Raw genomic sequence first — 21,612 nt, 5'->3', positions numbered from 1 at the left:
CGGCCTGACCCCACTGTCCCGAGTCCGACTGGACCAGCTGCTGCAGGAGATGCTGGACCGGGTCGGCGAAGTCGTCACCAGTCGGGAACGGCTCCGTGCGTTGCTCGACGCGGTGGTCGGCATCGGCACCGATCTGGAGCTGCACAGCACCCTGCGGCGCATCATCGAGGCGGCGTGCGGGCTGGCCGGTGCCCGGTACGGCGCCCTCGGGGTGATCGGCCCGGACCGCCAGCTGGTCGATTTCGTCACCCACGGCATCGACCCACAAACGCACGCCGCGATCGGGGACCTGCCGCACGGTCGGGGCGTTCTCGGCCTGCTCATCGACGATCCGGCACCGCTCCGCATGCCGGACATCACCAAGCATCCCCGGTCGTACGGGTTCCCGCCGCACCATCCGCCGATGCACAGCTTCCTCGGGGTGCCGCTGCGCATCCGCGACCAGGTGTTCGGCGACCTGTACCTGGCCGAGAAGCAGGGTGCGGCCGAGTTCACCGAGGACGACGAGGAGATCGTGACGGCGCTGGCAGCCGCCGCCGGTGTGGCGATCGAGAACGCCCGGCTGTACGAGTTGGCCAACCGGCGCGAACGTTGGCTGGCCGCCACCGCGGAGATCACCGGGGTGCTGCTCGGCACGGTGCGCCGCACCGACGCGCTGACCCTGGTGGCCCGGCGGGCGCGCGAGGTGGCCGAGGCGGAGATGGTGCTGGTCCTGGTCAACGACGACGAGGCGGCCCAGTTCACGGTCGAGGTGGTGGACGTACCGCAGGGATCGACGTCCGGGCTGGTCGGCGCGGTGCTGCCGGCCGACGAGACCAGCTTCGCCGGCGCGATCACCAGCGGTGAGCCGATCATGGTGGAGAGCCTGGCGAAGGCGGCGCCGTGGCCGGCACCGGTCACCGCCGGACCGGCGATGATCTCTCCGCTGACGGTCGCGGAGACGCTGCATGGGGTGCTGGTGGTGGCGCACCGCGCGGACGCGGCCGGGCCGGCCGACGGGGACGCGACGCTGCTGGCCAGCTTCGCCGGTCAGGCGGCGCTGGCCATCGAGCGGGCCCGGGCGCAGGAGGAACGCGAGCTGCTGGTGGTGCTGGAGGACCGGGAACGGATCGCCCGCGACCTGCACGACGTGGTGATCCAGCGGCTGTTCGCCACCGGGCTGCAGCTGCAGAGCAGCATGCCGCTGTGCAGCGGCCGGCCGGAGATCGGCAAACGGATCAACACCGCTGTCGACGATCTGGACTCCACCATCCGGGACATCCGCCGGGCGATCTTCGAACTGCGTACGCCGATGAGCGCGGCGCTGCGCACCGAGGTGCGCGAGGCGGTCGACCTGGCCGCCGAAGGGTTGGGCTTCCGCCCCGCCCTGCAGCTGGACGGGCCGGTGGACAGCGCCGTGCCGGACCAGATCCGTCCGGATCTGCTGGCGGTGCTGCGGGAGGCCCTGTCCAACGTGGTACGGCATGCCGGAGCAGGCCAGGTCGTGGTACGGGTGTCGGCACTCGAAGGTGAACTCGCGCTGACGGTAACCGATGACGGCGTCGGAGTGGGCCCGGCTGCGGCCCGGGGCGGGCTGGTCAACATGCGGGAACGTGCCGAACAGCGCGGCGGAGCCTTCTCGGTGGCCGCCGGGGATCCGCGCGGCACCATCCTCACCTGGAAGGTCCCGTTACGGGACTGACCCCACCCGGAATGGTCCCGTTACGGGACTGACCCCACCCGGAATGGTCCCGTCGGTGTCAGTGACGCGGGCCGAGCAGCCGGGTGGCGAGCACCGCCGCCTGGGTCCGCCGTTCCAGGCCGAGCTTGGCGAGCAGGCTGGAGACGTAGTTCTTCACGGTCTTCTCGGCAAGGAACATCTTGCCGGCGATCTCCCGGTTGGTCAGCCCTTCGGCGACGTACTCCAGGATCCGGCGTTCCTGCTCGGTGAGCGACTTCAGCTCGTGCGGCTCCTCGACCCCGCTGCGGATCCGCTCCAGCACCCGGCGAGTCACCGCCGGGTCGAGCAGCGACTGGCCGGCCGCGACCCGGCGCACCGCGTCCACCAGATCGGTGCCCCGGATCTGCTTGAGCACGTAGCCGGCGGCACCGGCCATGATCGCGGCGAAGAGCGCTTCGTCGTCCTCGTACGAGGTGAGGATGAGCCCGTTGATGGACGAGTCGACGGCCCGCACATCCCGGCAGACGTCGATGCCGTTGCCGTCCGGCAGTCGGGCGTCGAGGATCGCCACGTCCGGGCGCAGCGCCGGGATGCGCCGGGCCGCCTCCTGCGCGGACCCGGACTCGCCGATCACCTCGATGTCACCGCTGCTCTGCAGCAGGTCGGCGAGGCCACGGCGGACGACCTCATGGTCGTCGAGCAGGAAGACGCGGATCATCCCCTGTTTCTACCCTGTCGCGGGGTGTTGCGACCAGGGACCAAAGTCCCGCGCGCCGGGGCCAGTCGGGGCCCGGTGGGGCGAGCGGGCCCGGTGGCCCGGAGGAATCCGGGACGTACGACCCTGCCGGTGCCGGCCCGGACCGGGCACCGTGTAGTCATGCTGACCACCACGTTCACCATGGCCCAGCTGCGTACCGCGGTGACCGCGGCGGTCCGCGCCCCATCGCTGCACAACAGCCAGCCGTGGCGGTTCCGGCTGGTCGGCGGCGCGATCGAGCTCCGCCTCGACCCGGACCGGCTGCTCACCGCCTGCGATCCGACCGGCTGGGCCGCCCGGCTCGGCTGCGGCGCCGCCCTGTTCAACCTGCGGCTCGCCCTGGCCACCACCGGCGCACCGGCCGAGGTCCGGCTCCGCCCCGAGCCGGCCGACCCGTGGCTGCTGGCCCGGCTGGTGCCCGGACCGCCGCGGCCGGCCACGCCGGCCGAGTCCCAGCTGTACGCCGCGGTGCCACGCCGGCACAGCAACCGGCTGCCGTTGCGGCCGGACCCGGTGCCGCCGCCGGTGCGGCGGCGGCTGATCGAGGCGGCCAGAGCCGAGGGCGGCTGGCTGGAGCTGGTGGTCGGCTCAACCGCCGTCACCGCCGTCGCGGAGATCGCCACCAGCGCCAACCGGGTGCTCGACCGGGATCCCGGGTACCGGGCGGAAGTCGCGCGCTGGACCCGGCACTTCCCGGCACCGGACGGGGTGCCGGCGGCCGCCGGTGGACCGGTCGCGGAGCCGCACGACCTGCTTCCCCGACGACCGTTCGGCAGTAGCCGCCGCGCACCGGGACGCGACTTCGAGTCCGAACCGCTGGTGGCGGTGCTCGGCGCGACCGGCAACACGCCGAGCGACCAGCTGACCGCCGGGCAGGCGCTGCAGCGGGTACTGTTGACGGCCACCGACGCCGGCCTGGCGGCGTCGATGCTGTCCCAGCCGATCGAGGTCGCTCAGGCCCGCGAGCAGCTCCGGCTGGCGCTCGGCCGGTTCGGAACACCACAAATGGTCATCAGGATCGGATACGGTCAGCCCGGCCGACCGACGCCACGTCGGGATCCGGCCGACGTGATCGACACGGTCCTGGAGGAACGATGAGTGACCCGATCGTCGCAGGGGTGGACGGATCACCGGCCAGCCTGTGCGCCGCCCGGCACGCCGCCGAGGCCGCAGTCCGGCACGGTGCGCCGTTGGTGCTGGTCCACGGCTATCTGCACGCCTTCGGGTACGGGATCCCGATCAATCCGTACGACGGCGAACTGCCCGGGCCGAACGAGGAAGGTGAGCGGATGCTCGCCGAGACCGCCGCGCAACTGCGTGCCGAGCGACCCGGGATCACGGTACAGACCCGGCAGGTGGCGGCCGGCGGGGCACCGACGTTGATCGAGGAGTCCCGGCACGCGGAGCTCGTCGTGGTCGGCAGTCGGGGCCTCGGCGGCTTCACCGGGCTGCTGCTCGGCTCGGTCAGCTCACAGGTGGCCGGGCACGCGCACTGCCCGGTACTGGTGGTCCGCCCACCGGACGCGCCGGTCGAGGCGGACGGCCCGGTGCTGGTCGGCGTCGACGGGTCGGCGCACGCGGAGCAGGCCCTGCACGCGGCGGCCGACGAGGCCGCTGCGCGCCGGGTCGGGCTGGCCGTACTCCACGTGTGGTGGCCGAGTCCGATGCGGGACAGCACCGAGGTCGCGGCACCGGCCGACGGTGCCCGCCGGGAGGCCAGCGAACTGCTCGACGCCGCGGTCACCGCGGTCCGTCGGCGCCATCCGGACCTGCCCATCGAGCAGCGGCCGTTGGAAGGGGTCGAGGCGGACGCGGTGATGGTCGAGGCGAGCCGCAAGGCCGGTCTGGTGGTGGTCGGTTCCCGCGGCCGGGGTGGCTTCACCGGGCTGCTACTCGGCTCGGTCAGCCAGACACTGGTGCACCACGCGCACTGCCCGGTGCTGGTGGCCCGCCCGCACTCGCACCGCTGACCCGGCCCGCCCGCCGGGTCGGACGGCCCGGCCGCCTGTCAGACGGTGTAACGCAGGATCGCGCCGATGCCGTCGGACACCTGGTCTGCGAGCTTGTCCGGCACCACCACCAGCCGGGCGCCGCCGGCCAGGGCGGCCCGCACGGCGGCGTCACCCAGCGGCACCTCGACGGGGTCCGTCACTCCGAAGACGGCCAGCGCGCCGGCCGTGGCACCGACCTGGTCGGGCTGCGGGTCCGGCGTACGCCGAACGGGCCGTCACCTGCGGGCCGTCGACCAGCAGCAGGGTGTCGACCTGGCGGCGGGCCAGCGTCGCGAGCGTGTCCGACGCCCCGCCGGCGGCCCGGTCGGCCTGGCCGATCTCCCGCCGGTACGCCGCCACGGCGGCGGCCACGTCGGCGTCGGCGATGCCTTCCACCACGTCGACGGCCTGTTCGACCGCGGCGTCGGTGGTGTCGTAGGCGCCCTGCACCTCGTGCAGCAGCTCGGCGACCCGGGTCGGTGCCTTGTCCCGCAGGAACTGCACCGCCCGGACGTCCCCGGTGACCACGACCGCCCAGGGGCGGACCTCGTCGACCAGTTCGGCGAGCCGCTCGGCCACCAGCGTCGCGTTGGCCTCCCAGCGGTCCTCGGCCCGCTGCTGGTACCGCCGCTGGGACCAGCCACCCGGATGGGACCGGGTGATGTGCAACGTCTCTCCGGCGACCGTCTCGGTCACCTCCACACCGTCCGGCTGCAGGGCGACGATCTCGGCACCGACCCGGTCGGTCGCCACCACCAGCACGGGAAGCTGCCGCTGCTCCCAACGCAGCAGCGGTAGCAGATGCGCGACCGGACCGTAGCTGGCGATCTCCCGCTCCGGTGGTTCCGGCAGCTGGCGTACCAGCCGTACCTGGTCGGCGTCGGCGATCACCACCAGGGTGTCGCCGTCGGGATAGGCCCGCCCGGTCAGCCCGCCGATCACGTCAAGCAGGTGGTCGGGCGCGCCAGCCTCGGCCAACCGCCGACGCGCCGCCCGCCAGCGCAGCTGGACCTGCTCGGCGGTGTCCGGGGCCCGACCGCTGGTGTCCAGGTAGAGCGACACGAACGGGCCGGGGGCGGCGGCCAGGTCGACGAGGGTGGTACGGGGCGTGGTCGAAGTCACCGTTGGTCCTTCCCTTGGTCGTACGGGCTCGGGCAGGTCGTTACTTCGTGGTACCCGGTCGCCGGTCCGGCTACTCCCCCGCCCCGTCGCCGGCGACCGTGCGTGCCAGACGGGTCGGTGCCCGCGCCGGTCAGTGCCCGCGGCCGAACGCGTCGACCACACCCCAGCGACCGGGAATGTCCAGCAGCTCGATCCGGCCGATGTCCCGCGGCAGGTGCGGGCGGACGATCAGGTGTTCTCCCTTGGGGTCCAGGCCGAGCATGGAGCGCAGGAACATCAGCACCGCCCCGGCCGACCAGGAGTGCGGGCTGCAGGCGGCCGGGAACTGCACCGGGTACTTGGTCAACGCCCGGTCGTATCCGGTGAACGCGCCGGGCAGCCGGCCGTCGAAGAACTGCGCGGCCTCGATCATCGCGCCGGCGACCTTGGCCGCCTCCTCGTCGAAGCCGTAGCGACGCATCCCGCAGGCGATCAGCGAGTTGTCGAACGGCCAGATCGTGCCGTTGTGGTAGCCGACCGGGCTGTACCGTCCGTCGCCTTCGGCGAGGGTGCGGATGCCCCAGCCGGAGAACAACCGGCGGCTCATCAGGTGGCCGACGACGTGCCGGGCCTTGTCCGGGTCGGCGATGCCGCTCCACAGCAGATGCCCCATGTTCGAGGCGTAGGCGTCGATCAGGTTGCCGTCGGCGTCCATGCCGAGCGCGTAGTACCTGCCGTCGGGGATCCAGAACTCCTGGTTGAACCGCCGTTTGAGCTCAGCCGCCTCGCGTTCCAGCCGGTCGGCGTACGCCGCGTCGCCCCAGATGTCGCGGGCCAGCCGGGCGCCGCGCCGTTTCGCGTCGTACGCGTAGCCCTGAAGTTCGCAGGTCGCGCGGGGGCCGACCGGCAGCCGACCGTCGCGGTAGGAGATGGCGTCGGCGGAGTCCTTCCACCCCTGGTTCTGCACCCCGAGGCGCTCGTTGCGGCAGGCGTACCAGATGTAGCCGTCGCCCATGATGTTGCCGTACGCATCAATCCAGTCCAGGGCGAGTCGGGCGTGGAACTCGAGCTCCCGGACCAGGTCCGCGTCGCCGGTCCACCGTTCGTACTCGTCGAGCACGATGATGAACAGCGGGGTGGTGTCGGCGCCACCGAAGTAGGGGCACGCGGCGATCTCCTCGTAGCCGGCGCGCTCGCCGTACCGGAACTCCTGCATGATCTTGCCCGGCTCCTCCTCGGCGAAGTCGTCGAGCCGGCTGCCCTGCGCGTCGGCGAGGGTATGCAGCACACCGGGGGTGAGCTGCGGAGCGAACGGCAGTGCCTGCAGACAGGTGATGAGCGCGTCCCGGCCGAACAGTCCCATCAGCCAGGGCAGCCCGGCGGCGAAGGTCATCTCGCCGCGGGTGTTGCCTCGGTAACGCAGCGCCGCCAGGTCGGTGAGGCTGCGGCGGTACGCCTGGTCGAGACTTGCCGAGTCGCAGGTGAGGGTGGGCGCGGCGGCCAGCCATTCGTCGAGTGCCTTGCCCATCTCCACCTTTGCGGGGGTGTCGTAGGCCGGCACCGCTTCCCGGATGTCCCGTCCTTCGGCTCCCCGGCTCCAGAGCACCACCTGGAATGTGGTGTTCCAGGCGTCGTGCGGCCCGACCCGGATGTCGAAGGTCATGCCGTGGTCGTCGACGGCGGCGTCGGCGCTGCTGGAGACGACCACTTCACGTCGCTGGTTGTCCCGCTGGTAGTGCAGGCGTAGCGTGCCTTCCTCGACGGCAGCCGAGATCTTGCCCTTCTTCCGTACGTCGGCGACTTCGGTGATGTCCGCGAAGTCGGTGCCGATGTCGAGGCGGATCCTCAGGTCAACCGGCACTTCCTGGTGGTTGAGGACGGTGAGCTGCTCCAGGAACAGGCCGCCGCCGACCGACCGCTGCCGGATCACCGAGAGGTTCGCGTCCACGTAGTGGGTCGGCTCGCCGGGCACCAGGAAGTACCGCGACTCGAAGTACTGCAGGTCGTCGACCGACAGCGCGGTGAGCCGCTCGCCGTTGACGGTGAGGTCCCAGGTGGAGAGCACCCGCGTGTCGAACGCGAAGAGTCCGGTCGGCAGTTCATCCGACGGCAGGATGTCCCCTCGACCGTCGCTGATCATGAACATGATGCCGTCGAGGATGCTGGTGTAGCTCAGATTTCTCACCGTGCTCTCCCCCAGCCCTGCGCCAACTGCCGGGGGTCACGGGCACCGACCATGTCGGGCAGCAGCCACTCGAAGGCGGGCACCATGGTGAAGTCGCCCTCGATGGTGAACGCGTACCGGACGAACGTCGCAGTGAGTCGTTCCTCGCCGCGCAGCAGCCGCTCGAACAGTGGGCCGTCGATGACGGCGACGCAGTCCGCGTCGGCACCGGACTGTTCGGCCTGTACTCTGCCGCCGGCCGCGAAGCGCAGCAGCCACTGCTCGGTGTGGTCGCGGTAGCGCACGTCGAACCGCAGCGTGCCGTCGATCGTCGGCGGCAGCCGGGGAGCGCCTGCGTCGAGACCGGCGAAGAAGGCCTCCGTGGTCGCTGACAATCCGCCACCTCCGTCGTCCGCTACTCAGCGAGCTTCCCGGCCCGGCCGGCGGGGTGCGGGTGGTTGCGCCGGAAATCACCCGGCAGGGTGCCCGGCGACGGCATCGCTGCGGCCCGCGCGGATACCGAGTTCCGGCCGGTCAGCGTGTTGACTTGATCGTCTCATGTCAATACCCTCCGAGGAAAGCGCTTTCTCCTGCCACGGCAGACCGGCCGTGGTCCGTCCCCGGAGGTATCGCACCAGATGACCAGAAGCACCGCCGCCCCCGGCGGCACCCGCCAACGCCGACGGATGGCGATCGTCGCCGGCGCCACCGCCGCGATCACCGCGGCCGCCATCGGCGCGATCGGCGTCACCACCGCGTCGGCCGCCACCGTCGACACCAACACCACCTACGTCTTCGTAAACCGGCACAGCAACAAGGCGATGGACGTCTACAACTGGGCCACCAACGACGGCGCCGAGATCCGCCAATGGACCCGCAACGACCAGGCCGTCCAGCAGTGGCGCTTCGTCGACGCCGGCAGCGGCTACTACAAGATCCGCTCCGTGCACAGCGGCAAGTACCTCGAACTACCCGACGCCAACGACGGCACCCGGCTGGTGCAGAACTCCGACAACGGCACCACCCGCCAGCACTTCCGCCTCGCCGACTCCGACAGCGGATACGTCCGGTTCGTCAACCGGCACAGCAACAAGGTGATCGACGTCTGGGAGTGGTCCACCGCCGACGGCGGCTACCTCGCCGGATACAGCGACCTGAACGGCTGGAACCAGCAGTGGCAGCTGCACACCGTCGGCGGCGGTAACCCCGGCCCGACCCCACCGCCGGGTCCGACCCCGACCGGCATGGTCGGCTGGGCCACCCACAACGGCGGCACCACCGGCGGCGGCAACGCCGGCGCCACCACCGTCACCACCGCCGCCGCCCTCGAATCCGCCGTCGGCTCCTCCACCGCCGCCGTCATCCGCGTCTCCGGCACCATCAACTGCTCCGGCATGCTCCGCGTCCGCTCCAACAAGACCATCCTCGGCGCCGGCAACTCCGCCACCATCTCCGGCTGCGGCCTCAACATCAACGGCGACCGCAATGTCATCATCCGCAACATCAACTTCCGCAACTGGAACGACGACGCCATCAACGTCCAGGAATCCGCCACCAACATCTGGATCGACCACAACAACTTCACCAACGGCTACGACGGCGCCGTCGACATCAAACGCGGCTCCGACTACATCACCGTCTCCTGGAACCGCGTCTTCGGCCACGACAAGTCCATGCTCCTCGGCCACTCCGACAACAACGCCGGCCAGGACGTCGGCCACCTGCGCGTCACCTACCACCACAACTGGTTCGACGGCTCCGGCACCCGTCATCCGCGGGTCCGGTTCGGCAACCCCGTCCACGTGTTCAACAACTACTACTACAACAACGAGTACGGTGTCGCCTCCACCATGGATGCCGGCGTCCTCGTTGAAGGCAACTACTTCGAAAACGTCGACGATCCGACCCTGGTCGGTTACGCCGCCTCGGACCCCGGCGACCTCGTGCAACGCAACAACCACTTCGTCAACTCCGGCAGCCCGCAGTCGGCAGGCAGCACGTCCGGCATCCCGTACGGCTACACGCTGACCACCGCGAGCCAGGTCAAGTCCGTCGTCACCAACGGTGCCGGCACCGGCCGGATCGGTCTCTGACCGTCCGGTGGCAGGGACGGCCGGTCCGCACCACCGACCGTCCCTGCCACCGGCGACCGGCAGGGCTCCACGACAGGCGACGACGGACGGGTTTATCCAGGAGTCGCAAGACGAACGGATGCACCAGGGCTGGTCGGAGTCGCACCGGCGAAATCCTGGCCGGCCACGAGCCGATGCGAGTCAGGGGACGGCGCGACGTTCCATGGCTGGCCGACTCCGCTCACCGCCCGGCCAACCGGCTGTGGCACACCGATAAGGTGCCCTTGTGCATAGTCGACCCCCAGGTCGCGTAGGACGTCGAGAACAGCGTCGCGCTCGACGTACTCGGCAGCGGTCAGGATGCCCAGCTCGCGACAGGCGGCCAGCAGCGACCTGACCAACGCGCGGTCGGTGGACGACGTGTCGATGCTCTGAATGAAACCTCCATCGATTTTGACAAGATCGATTGGGAAGTACTTGAGGTAGGTGAACGAACCGTATCCCGCGCCGAAGTCGTCCAGCGCCACCTGGCAACCGATCTCCTTGATGCCGTCTGCGAACCGCCGGGCGGCGGTCAGGTTGCCGATCAATGCGGTCTCAGTGATCTCAAAGGTCAGCTGTTCCGGCCGTACGCCGAGCCGGGTGACCAGATCGTCGATGCAGCCCAACAGTGCCAGATCACCGACCGTGCGGCCGGAGAGGTTGATTTGGTAGTGCGCAGTTTGCGGGCCGTCTGCGATCGTACGCAGCGCCCGCTTGACGACCCACTCGTCAACCGGGAGCATCTCGTCGATGTGCTCGGCAACGTCGAGAAACGCCGACGGCGGTGCGGGACATCGAGTGCCGTCCAGGACCCGTAGCAGAACCTCGTGCCGGGTGACCTGGTTCAGGTGCAGGTCAAGTATCGGCTGGGCGTAGAGGGTGAAACGATCCTCGGTGACCGCTGTCCGCACCCGGTCACGAGAGGTGATCCGCCGTTCCGCCTCGGGCACCGGCTCGCCCCGCACGCGGAGCGGGTCGCCGGACAGGACCGCCTTACGCCACCCGTTCTCTGCGTCGAGCAGCAGGTCGAATCCGGTAGTCCTGCTCAACTCGTCATAGCACACCAGTCCGCCATGCACGGTCAGCCGGAGTCGACGACGGCCCACCACGACATCCTGCTCCCGCAACCGGCCGATGAGACTCGCTGCATTGGCTTGCGCCACCCGCATCGAGGTCCTCGGCATCAGTACGGCGAATTCGCTGGTCGCGGTCAAGGCACAGACATCGGTGCGTCGCATGGTGTCAGTAATGACGGTGGCGACCACGCTGGCAAGCCGGTCCTGCTCGGCAGGCTCAGTGATGGTGGTGGAGCCGGCAGGCTCGACCGCGAGTACCAGCAGCGCCCCGGACCCGACTGCGACGGCGTGATCGACCTCGTCGAGGAACCGCCTACGGTTGAGCAGTCCGGTACCGGCGTCACGGTCGTTGCCCATCACCGAGACCGCGTCGTCGCGACGCTGTCGGCGACGGCGCTCACGACGGGCGACGTGTTCCGCAGTGGTGTCCTCTACCTCGCCGGCCACACCGATCGGCGTCCCGATCCGGTCGGCCACAATCTGAAGGTGCACGGTTACGTACCGGACCACTTGGTCGGCTCTGACCACCCGGAAGGCATGCCAAGCGGGCTCCTGAACGGACCACACCTGGTCGAGCGCCTGCTGAAACTCGGTGAGGTCGTCGGGGTGGATCTGGTCGTACAGTGAGCGCCGGGCCGGATGGTGCGTGCCGGGCGGTCGGCCGAGGATCAGGGACAGTTCCGGCGACCACGTGAGCTGCCCTGTGGACGCAAGCCAGGTAAAGGTGCCGAGTTTGGCGATCTGGGCGGCCCGCAGCACCCGACGCAGCTCGTCGGCGTTCGTCGCCAAAGGATCCTCCCAGTCGAGGTCCTCGACCGGGTCACGGCCCTCCGCCCGGGCGCGGGTGTATTCCTGGGAAACTCGTCGTGCGGTACGCCGGGCCTGCGCCGACTCCAGTTGGCTGGGCGGACAATGAGCGGCCAACCGCAGGAGGCTGTCAAGATCCATCGGGCCCGCCTTCCCGCCGTGCTGGAGAATCTGCTGTCTCGACGAGTTGCCGGAGCTGCTGGTGTGCGCGGCGCTTGTAGGTGCGCACTGTGTTGACAGTCAACCCCAGGATTCCAGCGATCTCCTCAGCCTTCCATCCGTCGACGTCGAGCTGCGTGATCGCCGCCAACTGACGCGGCAGCCGGCGCAGCAGCTGCTGTAGCACGAGTCGCGCCTCGTGACCGTCGGCCGGCGCGGCCAGCCGTTCGGGCGGAACGTCGTCGAGGCCGATCGACTCCCGATGGTTCCGGCGCTCACGCAGCTTGCGTTCCTTGATGATGGCAGCCTTGAAGACCCATGCAACCGGTTTGTCATAGTTTCGGATCTCCGCCCAGCGGCCACGGGCCGCCAGGAACGCCTCTTGAACCGCGTCATCGACCAGGTCACTCGCTCGGCAGTAGCTGAGCAGGAAGCGGCGGACCTTCACGAGGTTCTCTTGACAGAAGATGCCGAAGGTGGCGTTCAACTCGGCCTCATCGGCACCACCGGCGCCGGCGTCCCGCTCCGGCTCGATCGGGCGCGCGGCCATCTCCGTGCCGGTCATCCGAGATCCTGCCGATCGGCATCGTCGGTGCCGCGACGGGTCGTGATCCGACGGTCACCATCACGGTCGCGCTCGATGATGGTGAGTTCGGTGTGCGCCCCACCAGCAATATGGATGAGGCCGGCAGCACGGGCCCGAGTCCGCGCCGACACCTCCCGCTCCATCGCCAACCGGGTGCGATGCCGAAGGTAGCTGCGGAGGATTCCCGCAACCGCCGCCACCCCCACCAGGATCATCGCCACGGTGACACCACGCTCAGTGTCCACGCTGCCTACCAGATCGATCAACGTATCCCCCTCTTCGACCCGCCGCCTCACTGCATATAACTCCCCGTCAGCGAGCAAAATCGGGATGCCGAATCACACGAAACCTCGGAGGTCCCGAACTCGACCCGCCCCACCTGGGACACTTCATCCGATCATCCCATCGATACCACCAGATCAGCCGACGAGCCGATCGGTGACATATCGATTACTTATAGTGACAAGCAAGTCGTCATGGACGAACTACAGCTCGTAACGGTCACGCCACCTGCAACCTCGATCCGACAGGCTCTCGCATCCGACATCCATTGACAAAGATCAGTCTCAATGTGATCCTCAGGTGGGACAACTTCGGGAGCCGACAGCTACGGCGGGGAGCAGGGCAACTCTCCGCAGGACCGTGCTGAGTAGCGACGGCCACGCGCCCCTTGCGGGCAACTATCCGTGCTTGCCTAACGCGCCGAACTCCGGCGCGCACCAACCGATGTTGGAGTCCGTAATGCCCACTCTCACCACCGCCGGTCGCCGACCACTGGGGCTGTACGCCCTGGTCGTCGCTGTCGCGGCCGCGCTGCTGCTCACCACCGCGCTGGCCAACGTCGCCTCGGCGCACGGATCGGTCGTCAGCCCCGCGTCCCGTGCGTACGGCTGCTTCGAGCGCTGGGGCGACCGCCACATGGCGCCGGAAATGGCCACCGAGGACCCGATGTGTTACCAGGCCTGGCAAGCAGACCCCCAAGCCATGTGGAACTGGAACGGCCTCTTCCGCGAAGGCGTCGGCGGCAACCACCAGGGCGCCATCCCGGACGGTCAGCTCTGCAGCGCCGGACGCACCCAGAACGGCCGCTACAACGCGATGGACACCATCGGCAACTGGCAGGCCACGTCGATCAACAACTCGTTCAACGTCCGACTGTTCGACGGGGCCAGCCACGGTGCCGACTACATCCGGGTGTACGTGACCCGGCAGGGCTTCAACCCGATCACCCAGGCACTGGGCTGGGGCGACCTGGAGCTCGTCGCCCAGATCGGCAACACGCCGGCGTCGCAGTGGCAGAGCGCCCCCGACGGGGTGCAGATCGACATCCCGGCGACCGCCCCCGGACGCTCCGGCCGGCACATGGTCTACACCATCTGGCAGGCCAGTCACTTCGACCAGTCCTACTACTTCTGCAGCGACGTGAACTTCGGCGGCAGCAACCCGCCGCCGACCACCGCCCCACCGACCACGCCGCCGCCGACCACCGCCCCACCGACCACGCCGCCGCCGACCACCCCACCGCCGACCACGCCGCCGCCCGGTTCGGCCGGCTGCACCGCCACCTACAGCGTCGCCTCGACCTGGTCCGGTGGCTTCCAGGGCGACGTACGGGTGACCGCCGGCTCCTCGGCGATCAGTGGCTGGACGGTGACCCTGAACTACCCCAGTGGGCAGACCGTGCAGCAGGCGTGGAACGCCACCGTCTCGGCCAGCGGCTCGACGGTGACCGCCCGCAACGTCAGCTACAACGGCAGCCTCGCCGCCGGAGCCAGCACCAACTTCGGCTTCATCGGCTCGTCTGCCGGCGGCACACCGTCGGTGAGCTGCACCGCCTCCTGACCTGACAGTCAACTGGCTGCCGGCCCGGCCGGCCCTCCCACGACGGCGGTGCGGTGTCGCGGATCCGCGACACCGCACCGCCGTCGTCGCGCTTCCGGCAAGATCGACATCGGTCGAGGGAGGTTGACCACATTACACGTTGGAAACAGTAGGTAACACGGACATGATTGTCTGTGACTGCCGGCGTCGATACAGTCGTAGCTTCCCGAAGCCGGGAAGCACCAGGTCACCGCCGGTCGTCCGGACCAGCCGTGCGCTCCGGAGTGGAACCGACCGCGCCGGGAGCCGGTAGCGCAGGGAGGATCAGCCATGTCAGGAGTCGTCCGCGCCGCCATCGTCCAGACCGCATGGACCGGCGACAAGGAATCCATGATCAAAGCGCACGAGGAGTACGTCCGGCAGGCCGCCGCCCAGGGCGCCAAGGTGATCTGCTTCCAGGAGCTGTTCTACGGGCCGTACTTCTGCCAGGTGCAGGAGAGCGAGTACTACGCGTACGCCGAGTCGATCCCCGGGCCGACCACCGAACGCTTCGCCGCCCTGGCCGCCGAGTACGGCATGGTGATGGTGCTGCCGATGTACGAGCGGGAGCAGGCCGGCCTGCTCTACAACACCGCCGCCGTGATCGACGCCGACGGCAGCTACCTCGGCAAGTTCCGCAAGACCCACATCCCCAACGTCAAAGGGTTCTGGGAGAAGTTCTACTTCCGCCCCGGCAACCTCGGCTACCCGGTCTTCGACACCGCAGTCGGCCGCATCGGCGTCTACATCTGCTACGACCGGCACTTCCCGGAGGGCTGGCGGGCGCTCGGGCTGGCCGGCGCGCAGATCGTGTTCAACCCGTCGGCGACCAGCCGCAGCCTCTCGTCGTACCTGTGGAAGCTGGAGCAGCCGGCCGCCGCCGTGGCCAACGAGTACTTCATCGCCGCGATCAACCGGGTCGGCGTCGAGTCCGACTACGGCGACAACGACTTCTACGGCACCTCCTACTTCGTCGACCCGGAAGGCAAGTTCGTCGGCGACACCGGGGACCCGTACCAGCCGGAGTTGATCGTCCGTGACCTTGACCTCGGGCTGATCGAGACGGTCCGCAACCGCTGGGCCTTCTACCGCGACCGCCGCCCGGACGCCTACGGCGACCTGGTCCAACCCTGACCCGGCGGAGGAAGCCATGAGTCTGCTGATCACCGGCGGCACCGTCGTCGGACCCACCGGACCGTACGCCGCCGACGTGCTCGTCGACGGCGAGACGATCGCCGCGATCTTCGCCCCCGGCACCGGGCCGGCCGACGGCGTCGACGTCCTCGACGCCAGTGGCAAGTACGTCATCCCCGGCGGCGTCGACGTGCACACCCACATGGAGCTGCCGTTCGGCGGCACCTTTGCCAGTGACACCTTCGACACCGGCACCCGGGCCGCCGCGCACGGCGGCACCACCACGATCATCGACTTCGCGGTGCAGCGGGCCGGTGAGGTGGTCGGCGACGGGCTGGCCGCCTGGCACGCCAAGGCCGAGGGCAACTGCCACGTCGACTACGGCTTCCACATGATCATCGGCGGGGTGGACGACGAGTCACTCAAGGCGATGGACTCCCTCGTCGCCACCGAGGGGATCACCAGCTTCAAGCTGTTCATGGCGTACCCCGGGGTCTTCTACAGCGACGACGGGCAGGTCCTGCGGGCGATGCAGAAGGCCCGCGACAACGGCGCGATGATCATGATGCACGCGGAGAACGGCATCGCGATCGACGTGCTCATCGGTCAGGCCCTGGCCCGCGGTGAGACCGACCCGATCCACCACGGGCTGACCCGCCCGGCAGCGTTGGAGGCCGAGGCGACCAGCCGGGCCATCGCGCTCGCCGGGGTCGCCGCCGACTGCCCGCTCTACATCGTGCACCTGTCCGCCAGCGAAGCCCTCGCCGCCGTCGCGACCGCCCGGGACACCGGCCGCAACGTCTTCGCCGAGACCTGCCCGCAGTACCTCTACCTGACCCTGGAGGACCAGCTCGGCGCGCCCGGCTTCGAAGGCGCCAAATGGGTCTGCTCCACCCCGCTACGCAGCAAGCACGAACCCCACCGCGCCGACCTGTGGCGTGGCCTGCGCACCAACGACCTGGCGGTGGTCTCCACCGACCACTGCCCGTTCTGCTTCAAAGACCAGAAGGAACTCGGCCTCGGCGACTTCTCCAAGATCCCCAACGGGATCGGCGGCGTCGAACACCGGGTCGACCTGGTCTACCAGGGCGTCGTCGACGGCAAACTGTCCCTGGCCCGCTGGGTGGAGACCATCGCCACCACCCCGGCCCGGATGTTCGGCCTCTACCCCCGCAAGGGCGTCATCGCCCCCGGCTCCGACGCCGACATCGTCGTCTACGACCCGGCCGGGCGGACCACCATCTCGGCGGCCACCCACCACATGAACATGGACCACTCGGCGTACGAAGGGTTCGAGATCACCGGCAAGGTCGACAGCGTACTGTCCCGCGGCACCGTCCTGGTCAGCGGCGACGGGGCGTACCACGGGCGCGCCGGCCACGGCCGCTACCTGCGCCGTGGCCTGTCGGACTACCTGGTCTAAGGGGGTACGCCAGATGGACTTCGGCGTCGTGTTCCAGTGTGACCCGCCCGGCCGCGAGCTGGTGTCGTTGGCCCAGCAGGCCGAGCAGGCCGGCTTCAGCCACGTGTGGACGTTCGACTCACACGTACTGTGGCAGGAGCCGTTCGTCATCTACAGCCAGATCCTCGCCGCCACCTCCTCGGTGACGGTCGGGCCGATGGTGACCAACCCGAGCACCCGGGACTGGACCGTCACCGCGTCGATGTTCGCCACCCTCAACGAGATGTACGGCAACCGTACGGTCTGCGGCATCGGCCGGGGTGACTCGGCCGTCCGGGTCCTCGGCGCCCGCCCCACCACCCTCGGCGAGCTGCGCGAATGCGTCACCGTCATCCGCGACCTGGCCGCCGGGCGCACCATCCGCTACCGCGACCGGGACATCACCCTGCCGTGGGTCGACGACGGGGCGCTGGAGGTGTGGGTCGCCGCGTACGGACCGAAGGCGCTCGCCCTGGCCGGCGAGGTCGGCGACGGCTACATCCTGCAGCTCGCCGACCCGGACATCGCCGCCTGGATGATCGGCGCGGTCCGGACGGCAGCCGAACGCGCCGGCCGCGACCCGGACGCGGTCACCTTCTGCGTCGCCGCCCCCGCCTACGTCGGCGACGACCTGGCCCACCAGCGGGAACAGACCCGCTGGTTCGGCGGAATGGTCGGCAACCACATCGCCGACATCGTCGCCCGCTACGGCGGCGACGGCGCAGGCGTGCCGAAGGTGCTCACCGACTACATCGCCGGCCGCCAGGGCTACGACTACGCCGAACACGGCCGCGCCGGCAACACCCACACCGATTTCGTACCGGACGAGATCATCGACCGGTTCTGCCTGCTCGGGCCGGTCGACGAGCACCTGCGGCGGCTCGCCGAGCTGCGTGAACTCGGCGTCGACCAGTTCGCCGTCTACCTGCAACACGACGCCAAGCAGGAAACCCTCGCCGCGTACGGCGAGCAGATCATCCCCGCGTACCGCCAGGTGGTCGCGTCTTGACCAGCGGTCCGACCAGCGGCTGGGCGCGCCGGGCGGGCGTCGCCGGCACCGCGCTGGGTGCGCTCGCGCTTGCCGCGGCGGCCTGGGAAGGCTACAAACTGGTCGGCAACCCCGACGGCACCGAGGTGTACGGCGTACCGCTGCTGCCGCGCGCCGACGACGCCGCGATGCCGCACCTGGCCGACGTGGTCGCCGGCCTCGGCACCGTCGACGCCGCCGCCGGCCAGCCGGTGTGGCGGGTGGTCGTCGACGCCTGCCTGTTCACCCTCGGAGTGACCGGCGTCGGGTTCGCCGCCGGCACCCTGATCGGGCTGATCCTGGCGGTGGCGATGCAGCGGTTGCGGATCGTCGAACGTGGACTGCTTCCGTACGTGGTGCTGTCGCAGACCGTGCCGTTGGTCGCCCTCGCCCCGGTGATCGCCGGCTGGGGCGGGCGGCTGTCGGTCGGCACCTACCCGTGGCAGCCGTGGATGTCGGTCGCGGTGATCGCCGCGTACCTGGCGTTCTTCCCGGTCGCCGTCGGCATGCTGCGCGGCCTGCAGTCGCCGCCGGCCGCCGGGGTCGAGCTGATGCGCAGCTACGCCGCCGGCTGGTGGCGCACCCTGTGGAAGCTGCGGGCACCGGCCGCGCTGCCGTACCTGTTCCCGGCACTGCGGCTGGCCGGGGCCGCCGCCGTGGTCGGCGCGGTCGTCGGGGAGATCTCCACCGGCACCCGGGGCGGCATCGGCCGGCTGATCCTGGAGTACTCCAGGCAGGCGACCAGCGCCCCGGCGAAGGTGTACGCGGCGATCCTCGGCGCCGCCGCGCTCGGCCTGGTCGTCGCCGCCACGGTGACCCTGCTGGAGGTCGGACTGACCCGGCACCAGCGGCGGGTGGCGGTGACCGGATGAGCGCCGAGCACGCGGTGACTCTCAGCGGGGTCGACAAGGTCTTCAACGCCGGCCGGGCCGACGCGGTCACCGCACTCACCGCAGTGGAGCTGACCATCGGCCGGGGCGAGTTCGTGTCGCTGATCGGGCCGTCCGGCTGCGGCAAGAGCACCCTGCTGCGGCTGATCGCCGACCTGATCACCCCGACCGCCGGCACGGTCACCGTCAACGGCAAGGCCGCCCGACAGGCCAGACTGGACCAGGAGTACGGCATCGCCTTCCAGCAGGCCGGACTCTTCGACTGGCGGACGGTACGGCGCAACGTCGAACTGCCGCTGGAGTTGCGCGGGGTGCGGCGGGCGCAGCGGCGGTCCCGGGTCGACGAGATGCTGGCCCTGGTCGGGCTGGCCGACTTCGCCGGCCACTACCCGGCCCAGCTGTCCGGCGGCATGCAGCAGCGGGTGGCGATCGCGCGGGCGCTCGCCGTACACCCGCCGTTGCTGTTGATGGACGAACCGTTCGGTGCCCTCGACGAGATGACCCGCGAACGCCTGCAGGACGAACTGCTCGGCATCTGCGCCCGCACCGCCACCAGCACCGTCTTCGTCACCCACTCGATCTCCGAGGCGGTGTACCTGTCCGACCGGGTGGTGGTGATGTCGGCCCGGCCGGGCCGGATCACCGCCGTCGTCGACGTCGACCTCGGCGAGCGCACCGAGCAGACCCGGCAGTCGGCGGAGTTCTTCGCCGCCGTCACCGAGGTCCGCCGGGCGCTGCGCGGCACCGACACTCCGGCTGTGGAATCGGCGGTGCCGTGACAGCGTTGCGGGCGGCCGGGCCGCCGATCGCCGTCGGGCTCGCCGGGCTGGCGCTGTGGGAGGCGACGGTACGGCTGGGCCGGGTCGCCTCCTACGTGCTGCCCGCCCCGTCGGCGATCGCCGAACAGTTCTGGGCCAGCCGTACGGTGGTGCTGACCGCCGGGCTGGCCAGCGGCACCAACGCGCTGATCGGCCTGCTCGCCGGGGCGGCCCTCGGGGTGCTGGTGGCGTTGACGGTCAGCCGGCTGCGGCTGCTCAGCGAGGTGTCGGTACCGCTGGCCGCGCTGGTCAACGCGTTGCCGATCATCGCGCTCGCCCCGGTGCTCAACAACATGTTCGACGCGGCCAGCAGCGTGCCCCGGCGGATCGTCGTCGGATTGGTCGCGTTCTTCCCGGTCTTCGTCAACACGCTGCGCAGGCTGCGCCAGGTGCAGCCGATCCACCAAGAGCTGATGGCCAGCTACGCCGCCGGTGGCTGGACCTTCGCCCGACTGGTCCGGCTGCCCGGCGCGCTGCCGTTCGTCTTCACCGGGCTGCGTCAGGCGTCGTCGCTGGCGGTGATCGCGGCCGTCGTCGCCGAGTACTTCGGCGGCCTGCAGGACGGGCTGGGGGCACGGATCACCTCGGCGGCGTCGCTCACCGCGTACCCCCGGGCCTGGGCGTTCGTCGTCGGCGCCTGCCTGCTCGGCCTGGTCTTCTACCTGGCGACCCTGCTGCTGGAACGCCTCGCGATGCCCTGGCGCACCCGTACCTCGCCGTGAACCCTGGCGCTTCCGTCCCGCGCCGTAGTCCCCCGCTACATCATCGCGACCAGGAGGAACGACGGAGATGAGAAGACGGTTGGCCGCCGCGGCGGCGCTGACGGGTGCCGCGCTGCTGATCAGCGCCTGCGGTACGGCGGATGAGGAACCGGACGCCGGTGGTGGTGCCACCGACGGCACCACCACGGTGAAGGTGCAGTTGCAGTGGTTCTTCCAGGCCCAGTTCGCCGGCTACATCGCCGCTGTGGAGCAGGGCTTCTACGAGGAGGAGGGCCTCGACGTCGAGTTGATCGAAGGCGGGGTGGACATCGTCCCGCAGACGGTGCTCGCCCAGGGGCAGGCCGACTACGCCATCGCCTGGGTACCGAAGGCGCTCGCGTCGCGGGAACAGGGCGCGCAGATCACCGACGTCGGGCAGATCTTCGCCCGCTCCGGCACCTACCAGGTGGCGTTCGCCGACTCCGGCATCACCGGACCGGCGGACCTGCGCGGCAAGAAGGTCGGCAACTGGGGCTTCGGCAATGAGTTCGAACTGTTCGCCGCGATGACCCAGGCCGGGCTGGACCCGGGTGCCGACGTGACCCTCGTGCAGCAGCAGTTCGACATGCAGGCGCTGCTGCGCGGCGACATCGACGCCGCCCAGGCGATGAGCTACAACGAGTACGCGCAACTGCTGGAGGCGGAGAACCCGGACACCGGTGAGCTGTACACGCCGGAGGACTTCACTGTGCTCGACTGGAACTCCGTCGGCACCGCGATGCTGCAGGACGCCATCTGGGCCGACACCGCCAAACTCGACGACCCGGCGTACCAGGAGCAGACGGTCAAGTTCCTCACCGGCACGATCAAGGGCTGGGCGTACTGCCGGGACAACCCGGAGGAGTGCCGGGACCTGTCCGTCGCGGCCGGGTCGACGCTGGGTGCCAGCCACCAGTTGTGGCAGGTCAACGAGGTCAACAAGCTGATCTGGCCGTCGAGCGGCGGGATCGGGCTGATCGACGAGGCGGACTGGGCGCGTACGGTCGAACTGTCGCTGGCCACGAAGAACCAGGACGGCCAGACGGTGCTGACCGCCGAGCCGGAGGGGTTGGCGTACACCAACGACTACATCAACCAGGCGCTCGAAGCGGCGAAGGCGGACGGCGTCGACGTCACCGGCGCCGACTTCACCCCGCTGACCGTTACCCTCAACCCCGGCGGCGCCTGAGCCAGAGTCGGTCGGCAACCCCGCCACTCCCCCATGATCAGATGACGAAAAACCGGGACGGCACCGGCGTGTCGCCCGGTTTTTCGTCATCTGATCTT

At 70.0% G+C, this 21,612-nt stretch carries 20 protein-coding genes; 12 read left to right on the top strand and 8 right to left on the bottom strand.

Features of this window, described 5'->3' with window-relative positions:
* The first annotated feature begins 4 nt into the window (after positions 1-4).
* Positions 5-1,681 (top strand): GAF domain-containing protein, encoded by a 1,677-nt coding sequence (locus EDC02_RS04515; protein ID WP_370461518.1) that lies wholly within the window; start codon positions 5-7, stop codon positions 1,679-1,681.
* Between the two features lie 58 nt (positions 1,682-1,739).
* Here EDC02_RS04515 and EDC02_RS04510 read toward each other — a convergent pair whose 3' ends face one another.
* Entirely contained in the window at positions 1,740-2,378 is a 639-nt protein-coding gene (locus tag EDC02_RS04510) for a response regulator transcription factor (protein WP_123600861.1), read from the bottom strand.
* Between the two features lie 159 nt (positions 2,379-2,537).
* Between EDC02_RS04510 and EDC02_RS04505 the strand changes: the two genes are divergently transcribed.
* Positions 2,538-3,515 carry a nitroreductase family protein gene (locus EDC02_RS04505; protein WP_370461419.1) on the top strand — a complete coding sequence of 326 codons (978 nt, stop codon included), beginning with the start codon at positions 2,538-2,540 and terminating at the stop codon, positions 3,513-3,515.
* A complete protein-coding gene (locus EDC02_RS04500) occupies positions 3,512-4,387 on the top strand; it encodes a universal stress protein (protein ID WP_123600860.1) in 876 nt (291 codons plus the stop codon). The genes EDC02_RS04505 and EDC02_RS04500 overlap by 4 nt, the downstream gene beginning before the upstream one ends.
* A 38-nt stretch (positions 4,388-4,425) precedes the next feature.
* On the opposite strand, the gene EDC02_RS40040 is transcribed toward EDC02_RS04500, so the two are convergent.
* The 4 genes from EDC02_RS40040 to EDC02_RS04485 all read right to left on the bottom strand — a co-directional run bounded on the left by EDC02_RS40040 (position 4,426) and on the right by EDC02_RS04485 (position 8,068).
* Entirely contained in the window at positions 4,426-4,569 is a 144-nt protein-coding gene (locus tag EDC02_RS40040) for a hypothetical protein (RefSeq protein WP_158632050.1), read from the bottom strand.
* Positions 4,538-5,530 carry a Vms1/Ankzf1 family peptidyl-tRNA hydrolase gene (locus EDC02_RS40035; protein WP_158632049.1) on the bottom strand — a complete coding sequence of 331 codons (993 nt, stop codon included), beginning with the start codon at positions 5,528-5,530 and terminating at the stop codon, positions 4,538-4,540. The genes EDC02_RS40040 and EDC02_RS40035 overlap by 32 nt, the downstream gene beginning before the upstream one ends.
* A gap of 130 nt (positions 5,531-5,660) precedes the next feature.
* The gene (locus EDC02_RS04490) at positions 5,661-7,655 is read right to left on the bottom strand and encodes a glycogen debranching N-terminal domain-containing protein (RefSeq protein WP_123604490.1); all 1,995 of its coding nucleotides are present in this window, start codon (positions 7,653-7,655) and stop codon (positions 5,661-5,663) included.
* 35 nt (positions 7,656-7,690) lie between these two features.
* Positions 7,691-8,068, bottom strand: coding sequence for an SCP2 sterol-binding domain-containing protein (locus tag EDC02_RS04485; RefSeq protein WP_123600859.1), 378 nt, complete (start codon positions 8,066-8,068; stop codon positions 7,691-7,693).
* A 243-nt stretch (positions 8,069-8,311) separates the two neighbouring features.
* Here EDC02_RS04485 and EDC02_RS04480 point away from each other — a divergent pair, with 243 nt between their 5' ends.
* A complete protein-coding gene (locus EDC02_RS04480; protein ID WP_370461418.1) occupies positions 8,312-9,766 on the top strand; it encodes an RICIN domain-containing protein in 1,455 nt (484 codons plus the stop codon).
* Positions 9,767-9,858: 92 nt separating this feature from the next.
* Here the strand turns inward: EDC02_RS04480 and EDC02_RS04475 are convergent, their stop codons facing one another.
* From EDC02_RS04475 to EDC02_RS04465, 3 genes are read right to left on the bottom strand one after another with little or no spacing between them, the layout of a single operon-like run.
* A complete protein-coding gene (locus EDC02_RS04475; protein WP_123600858.1) occupies positions 9,859-11,811 on the bottom strand; it encodes an EAL domain-containing protein in 1,953 nt (650 codons plus the stop codon).
* Positions 11,801-12,394 carry an RNA polymerase sigma factor gene (locus EDC02_RS04470; protein WP_123600857.1) on the bottom strand — a complete coding sequence of 198 codons (594 nt, stop codon included), beginning with the start codon at positions 12,392-12,394 and terminating at the stop codon, positions 11,801-11,803. The genes EDC02_RS04475 and EDC02_RS04470 overlap by 11 nt, the downstream gene beginning before the upstream one ends.
* Positions 12,391-12,711 carry a hypothetical protein gene (locus EDC02_RS04465; RefSeq protein WP_123600856.1) on the bottom strand — a complete coding sequence of 107 codons (321 nt, stop codon included), beginning with the start codon at positions 12,709-12,711 and terminating at the stop codon, positions 12,391-12,393. The genes EDC02_RS04470 and EDC02_RS04465 overlap by 4 nt, the downstream gene beginning before the upstream one ends.
* A 445-nt stretch (positions 12,712-13,156) precedes the next feature.
* Here EDC02_RS04465 and EDC02_RS04460 point away from each other — a divergent pair, with 445 nt between their 5' ends.
* The 8 genes from EDC02_RS04460 (at position 13,157) to EDC02_RS04425 (ending at position 21,514) form a co-directional block, all read left to right on the top strand.
* Complete coding sequence (locus EDC02_RS04460; RefSeq protein WP_123600855.1) at positions 13,157-14,257, top strand: lytic polysaccharide monooxygenase; 1,101 nt, start codon at positions 13,157-13,159, stop codon at positions 14,255-14,257.
* 309 nt (positions 14,258-14,566) lie between these two features.
* On the top strand, positions 14,567-15,409 hold the full coding sequence (locus EDC02_RS04455) for a nitrilase-related carbon-nitrogen hydrolase (RefSeq protein WP_123600854.1): 843 nt from the start codon (positions 14,567-14,569) through the stop codon (positions 15,407-15,409).
* Positions 15,410-15,425: 16 nt separating this feature from the next.
* The gene (hydA, locus tag EDC02_RS04450; protein ID WP_123600853.1) at positions 15,426-16,832 is read left to right on the top strand and encodes a dihydropyrimidinase; all 1,407 of its coding nucleotides are present in this window, start codon (positions 15,426-15,428) and stop codon (positions 16,830-16,832) included.
* A gap of 13 nt (positions 16,833-16,845) precedes the next feature.
* On the top strand, positions 16,846-17,859 hold the full coding sequence (locus EDC02_RS04445) for a TIGR03842 family LLM class F420-dependent oxidoreductase (RefSeq protein WP_123600852.1): 1,014 nt from the start codon (positions 16,846-16,848) through the stop codon (positions 17,857-17,859).
* On the top strand, positions 17,856-18,749 hold the full coding sequence (locus EDC02_RS04440; protein WP_233605733.1) for an ABC transporter permease: 894 nt from the start codon (positions 17,856-17,858) through the stop codon (positions 18,747-18,749). The genes EDC02_RS04445 and EDC02_RS04440 overlap by 4 nt, the downstream gene beginning before the upstream one ends.
* Positions 18,746-19,546 (top strand): ABC transporter ATP-binding protein, encoded by an 801-nt coding sequence (locus tag EDC02_RS04435; RefSeq protein WP_123600851.1) that lies wholly within the window; start codon positions 18,746-18,748, stop codon positions 19,544-19,546. The genes EDC02_RS04440 and EDC02_RS04435 overlap by 4 nt, the downstream gene beginning before the upstream one ends.
* Positions 19,543-20,307, top strand: coding sequence for an ABC transporter permease (locus tag EDC02_RS04430; protein WP_233605732.1), 765 nt, complete (start codon positions 19,543-19,545; stop codon positions 20,305-20,307). The genes EDC02_RS04435 and EDC02_RS04430 overlap by 4 nt, the downstream gene beginning before the upstream one ends.
* Positions 20,308-20,374: 67 nt before the next feature.
* Positions 20,375-21,514 carry an ABC transporter substrate-binding protein gene (locus tag EDC02_RS04425; RefSeq protein WP_123600850.1) on the top strand — a complete coding sequence of 380 codons (1,140 nt, stop codon included), beginning with the start codon at positions 20,375-20,377 and terminating at the stop codon, positions 21,512-21,514.
* Positions 21,515-21,612: the final 98 nt, after the last annotated feature.

Source organism: Micromonospora sp. Llam0 (assembly GCF_003751085.1).
Lineage (GTDB): Bacteria > Actinomycetota > Actinomycetes > Mycobacteriales > Micromonosporaceae > Micromonospora_E.
This window is presented reverse-complemented; position numbering and strand designations above follow the sequence as displayed.